The organism is Planococcus koreensis (genome assembly GCF_004761975.1).
GTDB classification, from domain to species: Bacteria; Bacillota; Bacilli; order Bacillales_A; family Planococcaceae; genus Planococcus; species Planococcus koreensis.
Map to the genome: position 1 here is coordinate 1 of NZ_RQII01000083.1, position 19,126 is coordinate 19,126.

Consider the following 19,126-nt stretch of genomic DNA (forward strand, 5'->3'; position numbering starts at 1 on the left):
CGGAGGCCCTTAGCTGCAATCGGACAGCTTGAAAAAGCCGCTGTGCTTGAAGCTGATGTATTCTTTATCTTGCTGCCTGCAGGCAAAGGGAGCCATATCGAGCTAGGAATGGCTCTGGCAGCTGGGAAAAAAGTGTATTTGTTTTCCGAAGAGGCGGACGTCTATGATTTTTCGGCAACGACTACGTTCTATCATATGCCGGAAGTGGAGCGGGTGATTGGCACACTGGATGACCTGATGAAATTTGTAGCTGAAAAGCTTGGCAGCGGGCGGTTGGCTGGATGGTTCTTTATGTTGTCATCTATCTATTTTACATAGTAGAGTCTTCAGCACGTCGCTCTGTCGCTTAGCTCCATCACTGCTCCCGCTGGAGTCGCCGTCTTCCGCTTCATTCAAAGGTATTTCTTAGTAGCAAATCATTTCTTTATGAATGAAAAGTTCGAAAGATATAGTTTCTGTATTTTCTATGTGATTTCCAGATATGGAGCAAAACAGCGAAGAAAACCATACTGCTCCATCAGTGCTGCGCACTTCGTCGCAAAGAATTGCCCTCGCAGGCTTCGGTCAACTCTTGCCTGCGGGATAGCGAGACAGCCGAGACCCCGGAAGCACGCGACAGCGGGCTGAGGAGGCTTGGCGCTCGCCCGCGGCAAGCGCAGCTGTTTTGCGGAATATCGGCTAGCACCTTTATAAGAAAAAAATGGCCCGCTAGGCGGGCCATTCAGATTACCTTTTCGCAATTTCCTCGAGAAGGATTTTATTGAGCATTGGCGGGTTCGCCTGCCCTTTTGTCGCTTTCATGATCTGGCCGACCAGGAATCCGATTGCGCGGTCCTTGCCGTTTTTGAAATCTTCGATCGACTGGGGATTGTTATCCAGCGAGTTTGTGACCAGTCCGCGCAAGGTTGCGTCGTCGGAAATCTGGACAAGCCCTTTGGCTTTGACGATATCGTTGGCGTCTCCGCCTTTTTCAAACAGTTCAGTCAAGACTTTTTTGGCGATTTTCGTGGAGATCGTGCCGTCGGAAATCAGCTTGATCATGCCTGCCAAACCTTCCGGCGTCAATGCCGTATCGGCCAACTCTTTCTGTTGGGCATTCAGGTAAGCTGAAATTTCGCCCATCAGCCAGTTCGCTGTCAATTTAGCATCCGCTCCGGCTGCAACCGTCGCTTCAAAGAAATCGGAAATCGGTTTTGCAAGCGTCAAGACCATCGCATCGTACTCCGACAAGCCCATTTCCGCTACATAACGCACTTTCCGTGCATCCGGCAATTCCGGAATTTCTGCGCGGACACGCTCAAGCCAAGCATCGTCAATGACGATGTCGACAAGATCCGGTTCCGGGAAGTAACGGTAATCGTCTGAGCCTTCTTTGATGCGCATAAGCAATGTTTTGCCTGTTGATTCGTCATAGCGGCGCGTTTCCTGCTGGATGATGCCGCCTGACAGCAATACTTCTTCCTGGCGGATTTGCTCGTGCTCGATTCCTTTGCGCACAAAGTTGAATGAGTTCAAGTTTTTCAATTCGGTTTTTGTGCCGAATTGTTCCTGTCCGAATGGACGCAATGAAATATTGGCGTCGCAGCGAAGCGAGCCTTCTTCCATCCGCACATCAGAAACGCCTGTGTATTGGATGATCGCCTTGATTTTTTCCAAATACGCATAAGCTTCTTCCGCCGTCCGGATATCCGGCTCCGAAACGATTTCAATCAATGGCGTGCCTTGGCGGTTCAAGTCGACCAATGAATGGCCGTTCCCTGTATGCGTCAGCTTGCCGGCATCTTCTTCCATATGAAGGCGTGTGATGCCGATGCGTTTTTTCTCGCCTTTGACTTCGATTTCAATCCAGCCGTGTTCACCGATCGGCTCATCGAATTGGGAAATCTGATAAGCTTTCGGGTTGTCCGGATAAAAATAGTTTTTGCGATCGAATTTCGTGTGGCGGTTGATTTGGCAGTTTAATGCTAGTGCCGCTTTCATTGCCCAGTCCACTGCGGTTTTATTGACTACCGGCAAGACGCCTGGATAGCCCAAATCAATGACGTTCGTGTTCGTATTCGGTTCTGCACCGAAATGGGCAGGTGCAGGCGAAAACATTTTGGATTCTGTTTTCAGCTCGACGTGTACTTCGAGGCCGATGATCGTTTCAAAATTCATTTGGCTGCTCCCTCCCATACTTGAGGAGTTTTTTTATGGAAATCAGTTGCCTGTTCGAAAACATCCGCAACACGGTAAACTGTTTCTTCGTCAAAATATTTTCCGATGATCTGCAAGCCGAGCGGCAAGCCATTTTCAAATCCACAAGGAATTGAAATAGCTGGAACTCCCGCAAGGTTGACCGGAATCGTCAAGATATCATTCGCGTACATTGTCAGCGGATCATCAATTTTTTCACCGATTTTAAAAGCCGGCGTCGGAGTTGTTGGACCGATGATGACATCGTATTTTTCAAATGCTTTGTCGAAATCCTGTTTGATGAGCGTCCGCACTTTTTGTGCTTTTTTATAATAAGCGTCGTAATACCCTGAGCTCAACGCGTAAGTTCCAAGCATGATGCGGCGCTTCACTTCATCGCCGAAACCTTCAGAGCGGGTATTCATATAGAATTCAAGCAAATTGCCCGCTTTTTCTGTACGGTAGCCATAACGGATGCCGTCAAAACGCGACAAGTTCGATGAAGCTTCCGAAGAAGCGATCAAGTAATACGTAGCAAGTGCATATTTGGAATGCGGCAAAGAAATTTCTTCCCAAGTCGCGCCTTTTTCTTCAAGAACTTTCAGTGCATCGCGGACCGCTTGTTTTGCGGCTTCGCCGACGCCTTCCGCAAAATATTCTTTCGGCACGCCAATGCGCAGCCCGTTGATGTCGCCTGTTAATGCAGCGGCAAAGTCCGGCACTTCGACGTTTGCGGAAGTCGAATCTTTTTCATCATGCCCCGAAATGACATTCAATAATAATGCATTGTCTTTAACTGTGCGCGTAATTGGACCGATTTGATCCAATGACGAAGCATAGGCGATCAAGCCGAATCGTGAAACCCGGCCGTATGTCGGCTTCATGCCTACCACGCCGCAGAAAGCAGCCGGCTGGCGGATCGATCCGCCTGTGTCAGACCCTAATGTGAATGGCACTTCTCCTGCAGCAACTGCCGCAGCAGAGCCGCCTGAAGAACCGCCTGGAACAGTCTCCAAATTCCACGGGTTTTTCGTATTTTTGTAATACGAGTTTTCGTTGGAAGAACCCATGGCAAATTCATCCATGTTCAATTTACCGACAATGACCATGCCTGCTGCATTCAATTTCTCGACGACAGTTGCATTGTAGATCGGGTTGAAGCCTTCCAAAATGCGGCTTGACGCTGTTGTTTCAATGCCTTCAGTCACGATATTGTCTTTGACGCCGATCGGCAAGCCGAACAACGGTCCACGCTCGTCCATTGCAACTTCATCCAATTGCGCGGCTTTTTTCAATGCGCCTTCTTGATCAAGCGCCAAAAAAGCATCGACGTCTGAATCCAATTCAGCAATGCGCCCAAAAGCTTTTTCAGCCATTTCAGCGATCGTCGTTTCTTTTGTATGTATCATTTCCTGCAGCTGTGCTGCGGTTTTATCTGCTAAGCTCATGTTTTTCCCTCCTCACAATCAATCTAGAATAGTTGGAACTTTAATTTGACCGGCTTCGTGCTCTTTCACGTTTTTCAAAACCAATTCACGGTCTAAGCCAGCTTCCGCTTTATCTTCACGCAATACGTTAACCATCGACAATACATGCGTTGTCGGCTCCACGTTTTCCGTGTCCAATTCGTTGAGCAATTCCATCGCATTCGTGATCGCTTGCAATTGATCCGCAAAATGTACCGCTTCGTCATCAGTGATGGCCAAGCGCGCCAAATGTGCTACTTCGATCACTTCTTCTTTTGTTATTTTCGCCATTTCTCTACACCTCCGGATTCAGTAAACATACGCTATATCATACCATTTTTAAAAGAAAAGCGAAAGCGCCCGGGCAGCGCTGAAGTCTAGACAACAAGAAAAGCGAAATCAAACATCCAGCTGCGGCGGATCCTGGAGCCTGCCCTCAAAAATTGGGATAGGGGCAGCCGCTTGGCTGCCCCTATCCCAATGCAAATTAATCATAAATGTGGACAATCGGTTCGGTTTGCCCTGCTTTTCGAATAACAAGCGCTTCCGGCCCATTGGTCGAAGTAACGCTGACTTCCACTTCAATGTTCTCCGGGAAATGCTCCAGCACCAGCCCCGTTAGGTATTGCGTGAAGCCGATCAACTCAGCAGAACCGTAGAATTGTACCGGTATATCCACTTTCAGGCTGCGTAATTGGTCTTCCTGATAAAAGCCCGTTCCAATGACGCTTGTGAAATTCGAGAAATATTCTTCTACGTCCATCTTGAAGTTCCGGAACGAAGTATCGACATCGCGGTATTTGTCTTCTGAACCGGATGTCGGGAAGATGACAAACTCCTCTTTGACCGGCGTCCAGTTTGCGACGTCGTTTTCGCCCCCAGGCGCGACACCAAAGGCAAAATACGTCCCTGGTGCAATAGCGCCGCGGCTGCTTTGTTTGAATAGGCCAACCGTAATCGGAATGTCTTTCATGCCTTCTTTTTCACGCAGGCGCTTGATGATTTCAGCTGCCATGCGCTTGCCTTCTTTGTCCAATTGGGCCTGTGGAATCGATTCTTCATAAGAAACTTCATCGATGGAATTGTAATAGATCGAATTCAACGCCAGCCCGATTGAAACGCCGCCAAGTCGGATGGTTTCTTTATCGGTCTTCACCAGATAATTCTGTTCGACGATATGCGCCAGAATTTCCGGTGATGGACGGTCGCCAGCTTCCTTCGCCTTCGCATCGCGCGAGTCGGCTGCATTCAGCCCAAGGCCATTTTCCTTGCTCTTGCGGCTCAGCCAGGCACTGGCATCTTCACGGGTGATTTTCTGGCCTTCCTGAAAATAATAATCATCAGGCGAAAATTGGCGCTGCGACAAACGCAGCAGGCCGTCTTCCGCTTCTTCAATATCATAGCGGGAATTCAGCCGGTTGATGATCGTTCCGCGCGTGGCACTTTGTTTATATGGCAGCAATGTCCGGTAATACCGGTCATCGAGCTGGATGCTCGGAATGATTGCTGTCTCTGCTTCTTCTTCTGTACTCAGCACTTCCGCTTCGTCTGATGCGGAAGGCACACAGCCTGCCAGCAACAATAGGCTGACCGGTATCCACCAAATGCGTTTCATTTTATAAATCTCCTCATTTATTCAATTCTTCCAAGAGGCGTTCTTCATCCCAGACATCCACTTTCAGCTCCAGCGCTTTCTCCAGCTTCGAACCGGCTTCTTCGCCTGCAATGACCAAATCGGTTTTTTTGCTGACACTGCCGGATACTTTGCCGCCAAGCGCTTCGATGCGTTCTTGTGCTTCGCCGCGCGTCAATTGCTCGAGTTTGCCAGTCAGAACGATTTTCTTGCCGGCGAAAGCATTCGCCCCCGCTTCAACAATTACGCGAGTCCCGGTATACGTTAAATTGACGTTCTCTTCCGCTAAACGTTCCATTAATTGCTGAACTTCTTCTGCATCAAAATAGGCAACAATCGAATCGGCCATTTTTTCACCGATTTCATGGATTTCAACCAATTCTTCTTTTGTGGCTTCCATCAATTTCTGCATCGAACCGAAATGCTCGGATAAGATGCGTGCTCCCCGTTCACCGACGTGGCGGATGCCGAGGCCGAACAGCAGGCGCTCCATGGAATTGCTGCGGGAAGCATCAATTGCGGCAATCAAATTCGACGCCGATTTTTCACCCATGCGGTCGAGATTCATCACTTGTTCTTTCGTCAATTTATAGAGGTCGGAGAAATCAGCGATCAAACCTTCACGATACAATTGCTCAATCACTTTCTCGCCCAGGCCTTCTATGTTCATGGCATTGCGCGACACGAAATGGATAAGGCCTTCGGTAATCTGTGCAGGGCATTGCGGGTTGACGCAGCGCAGTGCCACTTCGCCTTCAATGCGCACCAGGTCGCTGTCGCATGCCGGGCAATGGGTCGGCATTTCAAACGGCTCTTCCGTTCCTGTCCGCTGGTCCACAATCGCGGACACCACTTCCGGGATGATGTCGCCCGCTTTGCGGATGATTACCTTATCGCCGATGCGGATGTCTTTTTCCTTGATCAAATCTTCGTTATGCAGCGAAGCCCGCTGCACTGTGGTTCCAGCTACTGATACAGGGTCCAAAATCGCAGTCGGTGTGACGACGCCCGTACGCCCGACGCTGAGCTCGATATCTCTGACAGTAGTCATCACTTCTTCAGCCGGGAATTTGTAAGCGGTCGCCCATTTCGGGCTTTTCGCAGTAAAGCCTAAATCCTGTTGATGCAAATAGCGGTTCACTTTAATGACGATGCCGTCGATTTCATATGGCAGCTCGGAGCGCTGCTCCTGCCAGTGGGCGATGAACGCCAGCACTTCTTCGACACTTTTGCAGACCCGCCGCTCGTTATTCGTCTTAAAGCCGATCTTTTCAACGTATTTCAGCGATTCTTCATGTTCGTTCAAACCGTATGATTCGCCTGCGCTGCCGATGCCGTAAATGAATACGTCCAAATTACGGCTTGCTGCAATCTTCGGATCCAGCTGGCGCAGCGATCCGGCTGCCGCGTTGCGCGGGTTGGCGAACAATTCTTCCCCGCGCTCGCCGCGTTCCTCATTCAATCCATGAAACGATTTCTTCGGCATGAAGACTTCCCCGCGGACTTCAATCTCTATGGAATCATTCAGTTTCAATGGGATGGTCCGGACTGTCCGGAGATTGACCGTGATATCTTCGCCTACACGCCCATCTCCCCGAGTCGCCCCGCGGACAAATTTGCCGTTTTCATAATGGAGCGCCACGGCAAGTCCATCGATTTTCAGCTCGCAGACATATTCGATGTTGTCCCCTGCGCCGCTGCGCACGCGTTTATCAAATTCACGGATGTCTTCTTCATTGAATACGTTAGATAAGCTGAGCATCGGGCTTGAATGGGTCACTTTTTCGAAATTCGAAATCGGTGTGCCCCCGACGCGCTGGGTAGGAGAATCCGGAAAAATCAAATCGGGATACAAGTTTTCAAGTTCGATCAATTCGTTCAGCAATTGGTCATATACCGCATCGGGCACTTCCGGCTTGTCCAGCACATAATAGGCATGGCCGTAAGCCCTCAATGTTTCGTTCAGCTCAATCACTCGTTGTTCTGCTTGTATTCGGTCCATTGGATATCCTCCTGCTTATTCTTTTTCAATCGGCGCAAACTTCGCCAGTAGCCGCTTGATGCCGACCGGGCTTGGGAATGCGATGTCGAGCTCGACCTGTTCACCTTCGCCTTTGACGTTGACCACAGTACCTGTGCCCCATTTTTTATGCGTTGCACGGTCGCCCGCCTTCCAGCCGAGCTTGTCTCCGCCGGATTGTTTATAGGCAGGGCGTGTGACCGCTGCGCGCTTCGGCGATTGTCTGTAACTCGTAGCCGCTCCGGCACGGTGGTTCGCGAATGTCGGCTCAATCAATTCTTCTGAAATTTCGCTGATGAATCGGGACGGCATATTGTAATTGCTTTTGCCGAACAGCGTACGCGATGTCGCGTGCGTCAAATACAGCCGCTTCTCTGCGCGGGTGATGCCGACATATGCCAAGCGGCGTTCTTCTTCCAGCTCATCGTCGTCGTTGTTCGAACGCGAATGCGGAAAGACGTTTTCTTCCAGCCCGACGATGAAGACGACTGGGAACTCCAGCCCTTTTGCAGCATGCATCGTCATCAGGATGATCGGTCCGTCTGCATCTTCATCGTCATCGAGCGAGTCGATATCGGAAATCAAGGCCAGATCCGTCAAGAACGCAACAAGCGATTTGTCATCACTCTGCTTTTCGAATGCCTGCGTAACCGACAGGAATTCATTCAAGTTTTCCAGTCGGCTTTCGCCTTCGATCGTTTTATCGTTTTGCAGCATTTGGCGGTAGCCTGATTTCTTCAAAACTTCTTCTACGAGTTCGGTGACTGATAAGTATTCCTGCATTTGTGTAAAGCCGTTGACCATCGAATGGAATTCAAGCACGGTCTGCGCCGTCTTCGGCGTCAGCCCCATGAAATCAGCTTCCTGCAGCGCGTCCATGATGGTGCGGTCTTGGTCGATCGCGAAACGGGCCATCTTCTCGAACGATGTCGCACCGATTCCCCGTTTCGGTTCATTGATGATGCGCGCGAGCGACAGATCGTCGTCATTATTCGCAATCAGACGCAAATATGCTAAAAGATCCTTGATTTCTTTGCGGTCATAGAACTTCGTTCCGCCGACGATTGTATAGGACATATTCGACTTGACGAACATTTCTTCCAGTATCCGCGACTGTGCGTTGGTGCGGTAAAGGATTGCGAAATCGGACGTCTTATAGCCTTCTTCCTGCATGAGCTTCTGGATTTCCTGGACAATGTATTGCGCTTCCTGACGCTCGTCGCCTGCTTTATGCAAGGTGATCGCCGGTCCATCCGCATTGTCCGTGCGCAGCTCTTTCGGGTAGCGGCTCGTGTTTTTCTGGATGACGTCGTTCGCAGCCTGCAAAATCCGTTTCGTCGAACGGTAATTCTGTTCAAGCATGATGACTTTCGCGTTCGGGTAGTCTTTTTCGAAAGACAGGATATTTGTGATATCCGCTCCGCGCCAACGGTAAATCGACTGGTCGGAGTCGCCCACGACGCAAATATTCTTGAATTTGCTCGCCAGTTTCTGCACCAATTGGTATTGGGCGTTGTTCGTATCCTGGTATTCATCGACGTGGATGTAATGGAATTTATTCTGGTAATATTCCAGTACTTCCGGCACCGTGTTGAATAAAGTCAACGTCGTCATGATCAAATCATCGAAATCGAGCGACTGGTTTTTCTGCAGGCGCTTCGCATACGCCGCATAGACATCCGACACTGTTTTTTCGTATGGATTATGGGCGTTCATGTTCGCTGCAAATTCTTCAGCTGTGATGCATTCGTTTTTCGCCGATGAAATCGCGTTCAGCATGGTCCGCGGTTCGTATTTCTTCGGATCCAGGTTCAGCTGTTTCAAGACATTTTTAATGACCGTCAATTGGTCAGTCGTATCCAAAATCGAGAAGTTCTTCGAAAAGCCGATGCGGTCGATGTCCCGGCGCAAAATCCGAACACACATCGAGTGGAATGTAGACACCCACATGCGCACGCCCGTGCCGTGGCCAAGGAGCCCGTCAATCCGGTTGCGCATTTCACGCGCCGCTTTATTGGTAAAAGTGATCGCGAGGATATTGGACGGGTAAACTTGCTTTTCCAATACCAGATAAGCGATCCGGTGTGTCAATACACGCGTCTTGCCTGATCCTGCACCTGCCATGATCAATAATGGCCCTTCGGTTGCCTGTACGGCTTCTGCCTGTTCGGGATTCATCCCGTTCAATAAACTATTTGTAATCATTTCCACTGTGCACCACCTCGAACGTCTGTTCTTTTTATTATAGCGACTGCTTGTCCATTTCCGCAACCGCCTGAACGGTCGCAATCGCGTTTTCTATATTTTCATAAATGATATTTCCGACTACAACCGTATGCGCCGCACCGGCCATTTCAATCGCTTTTTCAGTGTCATCGATGCCGCCGCCGTAAAATAGCCTCGTCTTCGACAGGACTTCTTTCACTTCAGCCACCAATTTCGGATCGCCGTAAACGCCGCTGTATTCCAAATAAAAAATCGGCAGCCGGAAAAAATGTTCCGCCATCCTCGCGTAGGCAATAACATCTTCTGTCGTAAGTTCCGTGTCGGCCTGCGTCAATTCCGCCGCTTTGCAAGCGGGGTTCAAAATGCAATAGCCTTCGGGAATCAATTCATCCCAATCCATGATGTCCCCGTATTCCCGTATTGCTTCATGATGCAGCCCTTTGACCCATCGCGGATCTTCGCTGTTCAATACGGTTGGGATGAAATAATAATCGAATCCAGGCGCCACCGAATCGACCGTCGAAACTTCGAGCACCGCCGGCACATTATACCGGTGGACGCGCACCATTAAATCCAAGACATTGTCGAGTGTGACATTATCGCTGCCGCCAATCAAGATGGCATCAGTCCCAGATTCGCAAATTCGTTCCAACTGTCCATCGGAAATCGGCTTAGCCGGATCCAGTTTGAAGACATGCCGCCATGTATGGAAGTCCACATTCATCCACCTAACTATAAATCGTATTTCATCTCTTCATTATAACAAAAAAAAGAGGGCTATCCCATAAGTCTGATATTCGACTTATGGGATAGCCCCCTTTTCAAACGCTGCGCATCGCAAAGTGACTGCACGATGCAATCAGTCTGTTGGCAGCTGGAAAGGTTTTTCTTCCGGATAAAGGCGGCCAAGCATCTCGTCGTAGCCATCGTTGCCGTAATTCAGGCAGCGGCGCACACGTGAAATCGTCGCCGTACTTGCTCCGGTTTCGTTCTTTATTTTTTCGTAAGTTTTTTTCAGGCGCAGCATACGGGCGACTTCCAAACGCTGGGACAGCGATTGGATTTCACTGATGGTGCACAAATCATCAAAAAAACGATACGCTTCTTCTTTATCTTTTAATGCAAGAACTGCTTCTATTAATTGGTCTGTCTGATTTCCACGGATCTTATCAACCTGCATGCGGCATAACCGTCCTTTCATTTCTGCCCTTGTTGTCAAGGGGTATAGCGGACCGATTGTTCCATTCCGGGCTCAGTGGGCACGATATGGATCCACGTCTTCCCCGGAACGAGTTCGACCGGCTCGTTGTTTGCGGCCGGAATGAGCATGCCGCCTTGTGAAATCCACTCTATTTCACGGACACCGCCGCTTTGGAAAAGCAATGCTTTCCCTCCGCTTTCAAGGTCGATCGACTGCCGCCCTTTGGCGTCAATCGTTTGGTGGTCCGCCTCGAACACCAGGACATTTGCAACTTCGGTCTGCTGCAGCGTCTCTTTGTCGACCGTCGGGATTCCTCCCGAAGACCGCTTATAGAGCTGAGCTGTTTCATCGTACGAAAAGGCGCTTGTAAAATTAGGGTCTTGCCCATACCTTACTTCAAGCATTGATGCCTGTTCCGATATTTTACCATTTCCGGTACCCTTAAAGAAAGCATAAGGCGCTTTAACGCTGTAATCGGGTGAAGCGTCCGTCATTTCCATACCCAGTTTAATATTGTCATACGTAATATAGGAATTATGCGGCGCAACCCGATCAGTCGAACGCTGGAAAAGCGAGCCGTCGTAATCGATGCCGTTGATATGGTCAACCATACCCGACTGCAGCATGGAATATGCTTCCGGACTATAGCCATGGGCAACGAAAAAAGCGTCATATGCCGCCGCCAGACCTACAAAATATTCGCGGGCGCTGCGGATCGGACCCATTTTTTCAGGAAATGTGCTTTGATACAATGCCGCAAAGCGCGTAATATTGTATTCCGCGATAAATTCAAAGACGATATCCGCTTCATTCAAACCTGTTTGAGGCCGTGCATCGGGATGGTTATTGATGACTGCCATCACCGGCCGGCTCGTGAACGGACCGCCTTCTGCTACTCCAGTGAACGGCGCAAAGGCCTGCGCGCCCGGCTCTTCGCCAGGTTCCGCAGGCTCTTCTTGTCCATTTTCCGGTTCTTGTTCTTGATCTTTTACCATCATCCAGTAAACGCCGCCTGCCCCGATTGCCAGCAATAAAACAATGAGTGCGATTGTCCATTTTTTCATGGCTATTGCCTCATGAATGCGGGAAACAGGATTTTTTTATTCATGACGTCATAAATTCCTCTTTGCGTAATCCGCACATACGGCAGATGCGTCGCTTGCAGGAACAGCAGCGTGTAGACAGCGTCGCCGTGTTTATAGCCACGCTCTCTCAGCGCCTGTTTCAATTCCAGCTCTTTCGGTATCAATTGTTCCATCGGCAAGTCGGACAGCGTTCCGCCGATTGGCAGCGGCAGCGAGCAAACCGTTTTCCCCTCTTCCACGAGAACGATTCCACCTTTCATGCGCTTCACTTCTTCGAAAGCGGTTTTCATATCTTCCCGGTTTTTGCCGATCAAGATTATATCACCGGTATTCGAATAGGAAGAGGCGAATCCGCTGACGCCTGAAGCAAAGCCTTTGATCAGCGTATTAACCCGCCATTTGCCGTGTTTGTCCAACAGCATCAAGAAGCTTTCTTCATGCTTTTTCGATAATTGGCCATCATGTGTATCCACGCTCACCGAATAAGGTTTTGTAATGACGTCATTGACCATCTCAATACCAAACGGCATCGAAAACTGGAAATCATCTTCTGTGAGGTCGAAATCCAAATTCAAATCAGGCAGCACTGACCAATCAACTGCCGGCAGTGAATACACTTTCACGCCGTCCTTCTTCAGCCAGACGCCTTTTGAAATGACGCCCGATGGCACCGGGTTGCTCGGCGTATCGAGGATGTTGATGTTGGCGTATCTGCCCGTTGCGATCAAGCCGTGCAAACTCGTGACGTTATAATACCGCGCTACATTATAAGAAGCCATCATATACGCGTCGATTTCCGGCACGCCTGCCTCTAAAGCAATCTTAATGCACAGGTCCATGACGCCGTCCAAATGAAATGCCGGCGTCGAACCATCAGTTGTCATCATCAATTTGTCAAAAACGTTCAAGTCACGTTCCACAATTTCCTTCAGCAAGGAAGGCAGATCCGGGCGAATTGAAGAATGGCGCAAAGTCACGCCGTAGCCATGCAAGAGACGCGCTTCGACTTCATCAGCGGTCATCGATTCGTGGTCTCCGTCAGCCCCAAGCAATTTCATCTTAGCAAGCGTCTTTTCCGAAGCTCCTGGAAAATGCCCTTCTATTTTCTTCAGGCCGATTTTCGCTTTCTGGATCCAATACAGCATCTGATCGTCGCCAGCCATCAATTTGGGCCAGCCCGTCAATTCGCCGCCAAGAAGTACATCCGGACGGTCGAGCCATTCCCCCACAGACTTCGATGTGAATAATTTATCTTCGTCAAGCAATTCCGTCTGTGAATCAAAACGCGTCCACCAATAAAATGTAAACGGCAGTTCCGCAATTTTATCCAGCAATGAAAACGCTTTCTCGTTTTCCAATGACAAAAACAATGTCAGGTTGTCAGATAAGAACGACGTAGTTCCGCCTTGCGCGGCGTAATCGGCAAATGTCTGCGGATTGTAAAGCTGGAATGGATGGACATGGGGTTCGATATAACCCGGCACGAGCCATTTCCCTTCCATGTCTTGGACTTCAGTGGAATTGCCGATTAAAGGCATATCTTTGCCCGCGTAAACGATGCGGTCGCCTTTTATCCAAATATTCCCTGTCACCCATTTCTTGAATATGCCATGCAAATACGTAGCGTTTGTCAGCACAAGATCCGGCGAGGCCTCTTTTGTAATTATTTTAAGTTGTTCCCTGATCTCCCTATTTCTCCATAACGGATTCACCATTGCCGGCACCTTCTTTCAATCTATTTCCATACATAATATCGTAGCATAACAATGCATTAAAATACAGGCGAGACTGCGTAATATTAGAACATTCAGATTTGATTTTGACACAAAAAATCCATTTTGTTCTATTTTTAGGTAGCACAAGTGCTATATGCCGCTTCGGTCGCTTAGGGCACGGCTTTCGCAAAAAGCCAGGCACAGAACGCCTGTCTTTCTGCTGCGCCCAGCCCGTGTTCGCGCCTGCGCTAAATAAATATATTACAAAAGAGGAAAGCTAAAAATTCAAAATAAAACCTGCGCAGAATGGAATCTGCGCAGGTTTTTGGTTGTTCTTGCTGATTAGTTCGAGACGGGTTTGTTGAATGGGTCGAGGACGTTGTCTTTTTCCTCTTCTTCGAACGTCAGGACCTTCGATACCGGCTCATACGATTCACCGTAGAAATGAGTGTCTTTATACGTGTGGATTTCACCGTACATTTTCTTCATTGCTTCGAAGATTTCTTCTTCTGTTTCATTGTTTGGAGCCCAATAAAGGATCTCCATCGAATTCGCTTCACCTGTCGCAAGCGAACGGCGGCAATAGCCGATCGAAGCGGCGTGCTCGAATCCTTCGCGTGCATAGAAACGAAGGCGCTTTTCACTGTCCGTATCTTCGTAGTCTACAGGTTCGACTTCAAGGATGATCGGCTTGTTCTTATCTTTCAGGAATTGCAAAGCTTTTTTGCCAAGCCCGCTGCCGCGTGACTCTTTTGAGACAAACAAATAATCGACAAACGAGAATGTCGGAAACTCTGCGAACATCAAGACGTGGTGAGGGCCCTCGTCTTTAAAATAAACGCTGCCTTTTTCTTTCAAAAGCGTGTCCATATGCTCTTTTGATTTCATTTCTTCTACTGGGAAATACTGATTTAATTTTTCGTACCAATTCATAAATGTTGCTCCTTCCGAAATTTGATGCCCTGCTGATTTTTACACGGAGTCTGGTATGACTAAGTCAATCTGAAGAGTGGTTTAGAGGTAAAAGTGGGCTATTGAAAATCCTCAACTATTATTCAATATCCCAAGGGCGGGATAATGAAAAAAAAATGACACATTTTCCTAAGAATTTGTGTCACCTAATAGTATACCATATGGAGTTTTACATTGCACGCCAGCCGATATCTGAACGGAAGAAGAAGCCTTTCCAATCCAGCTTGCCGAGCTCCTCGTAGACCTTGTGCTGGGCTTGTTGGAGGTCTTCTCCGGCCGCAGAGACGAAAAGCACCCGGCCGCCGTTGCCGGCAAAACCGCTGCCGGCTTTTTTCGTGCCGGCATGGGTGACTTCGACGCCTTCCAGTTTCGCTAAGTCAGGAAGCAGCGCACCTTTTTGGATCGAGTCCGGGTAGCCTTCGGCCGCTACGACGACGCCCAGTACAGAGCGGTCGTCCCATTCCAGCTCAAAAGGCCGGCTTTCCAAGATAGCGTCCATGAACAAGCCGAAATCTGATGCCATGCGCGGCAATACGACTTGCGTTTCCGGGTCGCCAAAACGCGCATTGAATTCGATTACTTTCGGGCCTTCCGGCGTCAAGATGATGCCGGCATAAAGAATGCCATTGAAGGGAGCCTCTTCTGCTGCCATCGCTTTAACTGCGGGCTGCACAATTTTAGCGTACGTTTCTTGCACCACCGACTCAGAGATTTGCGGCACCGGCGAATATGCACCCATGCCCCCTGTGTTCGGACCGTGGTCACCATCAAACGCCCGCTTATGGTCCTGTGAAATCGGCATCGGGTAAATTTTGCCGCCGTAAACGAATGACATGAACGAGAATTCTTCGCCGTCCAGGAATTCCTCGATAACAACACGCGAGCCTGACTCACCGAATTTCTCGCCTTCCAGCATATCATTGACCGCCGCAATCGCTTCCTGTTCGGACATGGCGACAACGACGCCTTTTCCTGCCGCCAAGCCATCCGCTTTGATGACGATCGGCGCACCGTGGCGGCGGATAAACTCAATCGCGGCTCCGGTTTCCGTAAACGTTTCATAAGCAGCTGTCGGGATATTCGCTCCATTCATCAACTCTTTCGCAAAAGCTTTGCTGCCTTCGATCTGCGCTGCAATTTTTGTAGGGCCGAAAATGCGCAGCTCACGTTTTTCAAACCAGTCCACAATGCCCTCGGCAAGCGGCTGTTCGGGACCGACGAATGTAAAGTCGATTTCATGTTCGACAGCAAAATCGCTTAATGCCGCAAAATCCATTTCATCGATGTTCACCAGTTCCGCATCGCCTTGCATGCCGTCATTGCCGGGAGCAGCATAGACGCGGCTGACCGAGGCGGACCTTGAAAACTGGCGGGCAATCGCGTGTTCGCGGCCGCCTTTGCCTATAACCAAAACCTTCATCATTTGACACCTCGCTTAATGTTTGAAATGGCGTACGCCTGTAAAGACCATCGCTATGCCGTATTCATCAGCCTTGTCGATTGATTCCTGGTCCTTTTTCGAACCGCCTGGCTGGATGATCGCTTTGATGCCTGCTTTAGCTGCCGCTTCGACTGTATCCGCCATCGGGAAAAACGCATCCGATGCCATCACTGCACCGCGAGCTTGCTCACCAGCTTGTTCAAGTGCAATCTTCGCTGCCCCGACGCGGTTCATCTGGCCGGCGCCTATGCCTAATGTCATATTCGAATCACATACCACAATGGCATTCGATTTCACGTGCTTTACAACGCTCCAGCCTAGTTTCAGCGCTTCCAATTCTGCATCGCTTGGCTGGCGTTTCGTCGCTACACGGATGTCGGCGTCTTCATAGCCGTAAGCGTCTGGCTGCTGCACAAGCAAACCGCCTTCTACAGCTGTAATATTCCATTTGTCCTGGCGTGCATGGCCGAATGGGATTGTTAGCAGACGGATGTTTTTCTTCTGTGTCAAGATTTCAATTGCTTCATCCGAGAAAGATGGCGCGATGACGATTTCAAGGAAGATCGTGCTCAAAGTCTGCGCTGTTTCAGCGTCCACTTCGCGGTTCAACGCGACAATGCCGCCGAAAATCGATGTCGAATCAGCTTCGTATGCTTTCGCGAACGCTTCCGCAATCGTGCTGCCAGTACCGACGCCGCAAGGGTTCATATGCTTGACCGCTGCCGCTGCCGGCATGCTGAATTCCTTGATGATCTGAAGTGAGGCATTGGCGTCTTGGATATTATTATAAGACAGCTCTTTGCCATGCAATTGCGTGGCGTTGGCAATCGAGAAATCCGATCCCAATGCATTGCGGTAAAATGCCGCTTTCTGGTGCGGATTTTCACCGTAGCGGAGCGGCTGCGCCAATTCATATGTAAGCGTCAGCGATTCCGGATATTCTTCTCCGATCAAGTCAGTCAAATAATTCGAGATGTAAGAATCATATGCCGCTGTATGGCGGAATACTTTAGCTGCCAGGCGGCGGCGCGTTTCCGGAGTCGTCGCCTGCTGGCCGTTCAATTCTTCAAGCACTGCCGCATAGTCGGACGCATCCACGATCACTGTAACGTACGCGTGGTTTTTTGCTGCCGAACGCAGCATTGTCGGTCCGCCAATGTCGATGTTTTCAATCGCATCATCAACCGACACATCCGGTTTCGAAATGGTTTCGCGGAACGGATAAAGATTGACGCATACGATATCAATCGGCGAAATGCCGTTTTCCTCCATCTGAACTTGATGGCTTTTGTCATCCGGTTTAGCCAGCAAGCCACCGTGGATCAATGGGTGAAGCGTCTTAACGCGCCCTTCCAGGATTTCCGGGAATTCCGTAATTTCGTCCACTGCCGTAATCGCCACGCCATTGTCTTCTAAAAAGCGCTTTGTACCGCCCGTCGACAAGATTTCATAGCCCATTGCCGATAATTGCTGTGCAAACTCCAAAATTCCTGATTTATCCGATACACTCAATAACGCCCTTTTCTTCACTGTCAGTCCTCCTAAAAATAAAACCGGTGAAATCACCGGCTGAATAATTGCTGTAAAGTTGCAGGATATAAACGGTGTTCAATTGCGTGGATCTGATCTTCAACTTCCGCTCGGCCGCGCCCCGCTACAGGAAAGGTTTCCTGCGCAATAATGGAACCGGTGTCCATGCCAGCGTCGACAAAATGCACCGTCACGCCTGCCAGTTCTGCACCAGCTGCAAGCGTTTGGCCGATAGCGTCTTTGCCTGGGAAAGCCGGCAATGCCGAAGGGTGGATGTTGACAATGCGGTTTTCAAACGCGGAAAGCAGCATCGGTCCGATCAGCCGCATAAAGCCGGCCAGCACGATCCATTCCACTCCGTGGTTCAACAACTTGCCTTTCAGCATTTCTTCGTACATGGCTTTCGAGCCGTATTCCGCTGGGTTAAAAGCGAACGGCTCAATGCCCATTTTCTGTGCCCGTTCAACGACGTAAGCTTGGGGCTTGTCAGTCACCACGAGCACCAATTCGGCATGCAGCTCGCCGTTTTGTATTGCGTCTGCAATCGCCTGGAAGTTCGAGCCGTTTCCAGATGCGAAAACAGCGATTCTCGGTTTATTCGCCATCGAGGGTGCCGTCCTGTTCCCCCGTAAATTGAACGCCGGTTTGCGCGGATACGGTGCCGATGCGATACGCCTGTTCGCCGCTCGCCAGCGCCGCTGCCATCACTTGCTCTGCTTGTTCCGGCGCAACCGCCAGCACAAAGCCGATGCCCATATTGAAAACGGAATACAAATCGCGGTCAGCCAACCCGCCTTTTTCCTGCAGCATGTCAAAAATGCGCAGCACAGGCCAAGAGCCCAGCTCGATTTCAGCACCCAATCCTTCAGGCATCATACGCGGCAAGTTTTCGATAAAGCCGCCGCCTGTGACATGCGCCATTCCCCGTACTTCTGCCGCGGCCATGATTGCTGCCACCGGTTTCGCATAGATTTTCGTCGGATTCAGCAATTCATTGCCAATTGGCCCTAAATCTTCAAAGCCTTCGATAATTTGGTCCAGCTGGAAACGGTTTTGTTCAAAGACGATATGGCGCACCAGCGAATAACCGTTGGAATGAATGCCGCTTGAAGCGAGTCCAATCAGCACGTCGCCTGCTTGGATTTTCTCGCCGGTTACGATATTCGACTTTTCTGCAGCCCCAACCGCAAAACCGGCAATGTCGTATTCATTTTCATCGTAAAGGCCAGGCATCTCAGCCGTTTCGCCGCCGATCAATGCGGCGCCGGATTGCACGCAGCCATCCGCAACGCCTTTGACGATTTGCTCGATTTTTTCAGGAACCGCTTTGCCGACTGCAATATAGTCCAGGAAAAACAACGGTTCAGCTCCTTGTGCGACGATATCGTTGACGCACATCGCTACGCAGTCGATGCCGATCGTGTCGTGCTTGTCAGCCATGAAAGCGAGCTTCAGTTTCGTGCCGACTCCGTCTGTACCGGAGACAAGGACCGGTTCTTTCAGCTTCAGTTCAGATAAATCGAACATGCCGCCGAAACCGCCGAATGTCCCCATCAAGCCTTTGCGCGCTGTGCGTTCGACATGGGATTTCATGCGGTTGACCGCTTCATAGCCCGCTTCGATATTGACGCCTGCTTTTTCATATGCTTTTGACACACCGGT

15 protein-coding genes and 1 pseudogene are annotated in these 19,126 nt (G+C 49.8%); 1 reads left to right on the top strand and 15 read right to left on the bottom strand.

Going from position 1 to position 19,126, the window contains the following annotated elements; genetic code table 11:
- Nucleotides 1-318: pseudogene (locus EGV91_RS17180) on the top strand (hypothetical protein); the annotation flags it as partial.
- Nucleotides 319-726: 408 nt separating this feature from the next.
- Here EGV91_RS17180 and gatB read toward each other — a convergent pair.
- The 15 genes from gatB to purM all read right to left on the bottom strand — a co-directional run bounded on the left by gatB (nt 727) and on the right by purM (nt 19,120).
- Entirely contained in the window at nt 727-2,157 is a 1,431-nt protein-coding gene (gatB, locus tag EGV91_RS16850) for an Asp-tRNA(Asn)/Glu-tRNA(Gln) amidotransferase subunit GatB (protein ID WP_135505784.1), read from the bottom strand.
- Nucleotides 2,154-3,623 carry an Asp-tRNA(Asn)/Glu-tRNA(Gln) amidotransferase subunit GatA gene (gatA, locus tag EGV91_RS16855; protein ID WP_135505786.1) on the bottom strand — a complete coding sequence of 490 codons (1,470 nt, stop codon included), beginning with the start codon at nt 3,621-3,623 and terminating at the stop codon, nt 2,154-2,156. Before gatA ends, gatB begins: the two co-directional genes overlap by 4 nt.
- 18 nt (nt 3,624-3,641) lie before the next feature.
- Nucleotides 3,642-3,932 carry an Asp-tRNA(Asn)/Glu-tRNA(Gln) amidotransferase subunit GatC gene (gatC, locus tag EGV91_RS16860; RefSeq protein ID WP_135505788.1) on the bottom strand — a complete coding sequence of 97 codons (291 nt, stop codon included), beginning with the start codon at nt 3,930-3,932 and terminating at the stop codon, nt 3,642-3,644.
- 196 nt (nt 3,933-4,128) lie between these two features.
- A complete protein-coding gene (locus EGV91_RS16865) occupies nt 4,129-5,256 on the bottom strand; it encodes a CamS family sex pheromone protein (RefSeq protein ID WP_135505790.1) in 1,128 nt (375 codons plus the stop codon).
- A gap of 13 nt (nt 5,257-5,269) precedes the next feature.
- Nucleotides 5,270-7,276, bottom strand: a complete 2,007-nt coding sequence (ligA, locus tag EGV91_RS16870) for an NAD-dependent DNA ligase LigA (protein WP_135505792.1) — start codon at nt 7,274-7,276, stop codon at nt 5,270-5,272.
- A gap of 15 nt (nt 7,277-7,291) precedes the next feature.
- The gene (pcrA, locus tag EGV91_RS16875) at nt 7,292-9,499 is read right to left on the bottom strand and encodes a DNA helicase PcrA (RefSeq protein ID WP_221301034.1); all 2,208 of its coding nucleotides are present in this window, start codon (nt 9,497-9,499) and stop codon (nt 7,292-7,294) included.
- A gap of 37 nt (nt 9,500-9,536) precedes the next feature.
- The gene (gene pcrB / locus EGV91_RS16880; RefSeq protein WP_135505796.1) at nt 9,537-10,238 is read right to left on the bottom strand and encodes a heptaprenylglyceryl phosphate synthase; all 702 of its coding nucleotides are present in this window, start codon (nt 10,236-10,238) and stop codon (nt 9,537-9,539) included.
- A 141-nt stretch (nt 10,239-10,379) separates the two neighbouring features.
- A complete protein-coding gene (locus tag EGV91_RS16885) occupies nt 10,380-10,700 on the bottom strand; it encodes a YerC/YecD family TrpR-related protein (protein WP_135505830.1) in 321 nt (106 codons plus the stop codon).
- Between the two features lie 35 nt (nt 10,701-10,735).
- On the bottom strand, nt 10,736-11,785 hold the full coding sequence (locus EGV91_RS16890) for a DUF3048 domain-containing protein (protein ID WP_135505798.1): 1,050 nt from the start codon (nt 11,783-11,785) through the stop codon (nt 10,736-10,738).
- Nucleotides 11,786-11,787: 2 nt separating this feature from the next.
- On the bottom strand, nt 11,788-13,521 hold the full coding sequence (locus EGV91_RS16895) for an adenine deaminase C-terminal domain-containing protein (RefSeq protein ID WP_135505800.1): 1,734 nt from the start codon (nt 13,519-13,521) through the stop codon (nt 11,788-11,790).
- 342 nt (nt 13,522-13,863) lie between these two features.
- Entirely contained in the window at nt 13,864-14,454 is a 591-nt protein-coding gene (locus EGV91_RS16900; RefSeq protein ID WP_135505802.1) for an N-acetyltransferase, read from the bottom strand.
- 208 nt (nt 14,455-14,662) lie between these two features.
- Entirely contained in the window at nt 14,663-15,913 is a 1,251-nt protein-coding gene (gene purD, locus EGV91_RS16905; protein WP_135505832.1) for a phosphoribosylamine--glycine ligase, read from the bottom strand.
- Between the two features lie 15 nt (nt 15,914-15,928).
- Entirely contained in the window at nt 15,929-17,464 is a 1,536-nt protein-coding gene (gene purH / locus EGV91_RS16910) for a bifunctional phosphoribosylaminoimidazolecarboxamide formyltransferase/IMP cyclohydrolase (RefSeq protein ID WP_135505804.1), read from the bottom strand.
- A gap of 32 nt (nt 17,465-17,496) precedes the next feature.
- Entirely contained in the window at nt 17,497-18,069 is a 573-nt protein-coding gene (gene purN, locus EGV91_RS16915; RefSeq protein WP_135505806.1) for a phosphoribosylglycinamide formyltransferase, read from the bottom strand.
- On the bottom strand, nt 18,059-19,120 hold the full coding sequence (gene purM / locus EGV91_RS16920; protein ID WP_135505808.1) for a phosphoribosylformylglycinamidine cyclo-ligase: 1,062 nt from the start codon (nt 19,118-19,120) through the stop codon (nt 18,059-18,061). The genes purN and purM overlap by 11 nt, the downstream gene beginning before the upstream one ends.
- Between the last annotated feature and the right edge of the window lie 6 nt (nt 19,121-19,126).

What these genes read in the sequence shown, in the direction of transcription:
- EGV91_RS16865 (WP_135505790.1), bottom strand. Translation starts at nt 5,256, where the DNA reads ATGAAACGCATTTGGTGGATACCGGTCAGCCTATTGTTGCTGGCAGGC.
- purN (WP_135505806.1), bottom strand. Translation starts at nt 18,069, where the DNA reads ATGGCGAATAAACCGAGAATCGCTGTTTTCGCATCTGGAAACGGCTCG.
- pcrA (WP_221301034.1), bottom strand. Translation starts at nt 9,499, where the DNA reads ATGATTACAAATAGTTTATTGAACGGGATGAATCCCGAACAGGCAGAA.
- ligA (WP_135505792.1), bottom strand. Translation starts at nt 7,276, where the DNA reads ATGGACCGAATACAAGCAGAACAACGAGTGATTGAGCTGAACGAAACA.
- gatA (WP_135505786.1), bottom strand. Translation starts at nt 3,623, where the DNA reads ATGAGCTTAGCAGATAAAACCGCAGCACAGCTGCAGGAAATGATACAT.
- gatB (WP_135505784.1), bottom strand. Translation starts at nt 2,157, where the DNA reads ATGAATTTTGAAACGATCATCGGCCTCGAAGTACACGTCGAGCTGAAA.
- purD (WP_135505832.1), bottom strand. Translation starts at nt 15,913, where the DNA reads ATGAAGGTTTTGGTTATAGGCAAAGGCGGCCGCGAACACGCGATTGCC.
- gatC (WP_135505788.1), bottom strand. Translation starts at nt 3,932, where the DNA reads ATGGCGAAAATAACAAAAGAAGAAGTGATCGAAGTAGCACATTTGGCG.
- EGV91_RS16895 (WP_135505800.1), bottom strand. Translation starts at nt 13,521, where the DNA reads ATGGTGAATCCGTTATGGAGAAATAGGGAGATCAGGGAACAACTTAAA.
- EGV91_RS16900 (WP_135505802.1), bottom strand. Translation starts at nt 14,454, where the DNA reads ATGAATTGGTACGAAAAATTAAATCAGTATTTCCCAGTAGAAGAAATG.
- EGV91_RS16885 (WP_135505830.1), bottom strand. Translation starts at nt 10,700, where the DNA reads ATGCAGGTTGATAAGATCCGTGGAAATCAGACAGACCAATTAATAGAA.
- EGV91_RS16890 (WP_135505798.1), bottom strand. Translation starts at nt 11,785, where the DNA reads ATGAAAAAATGGACAATCGCACTCATTGTTTTATTGCTGGCAATCGGG.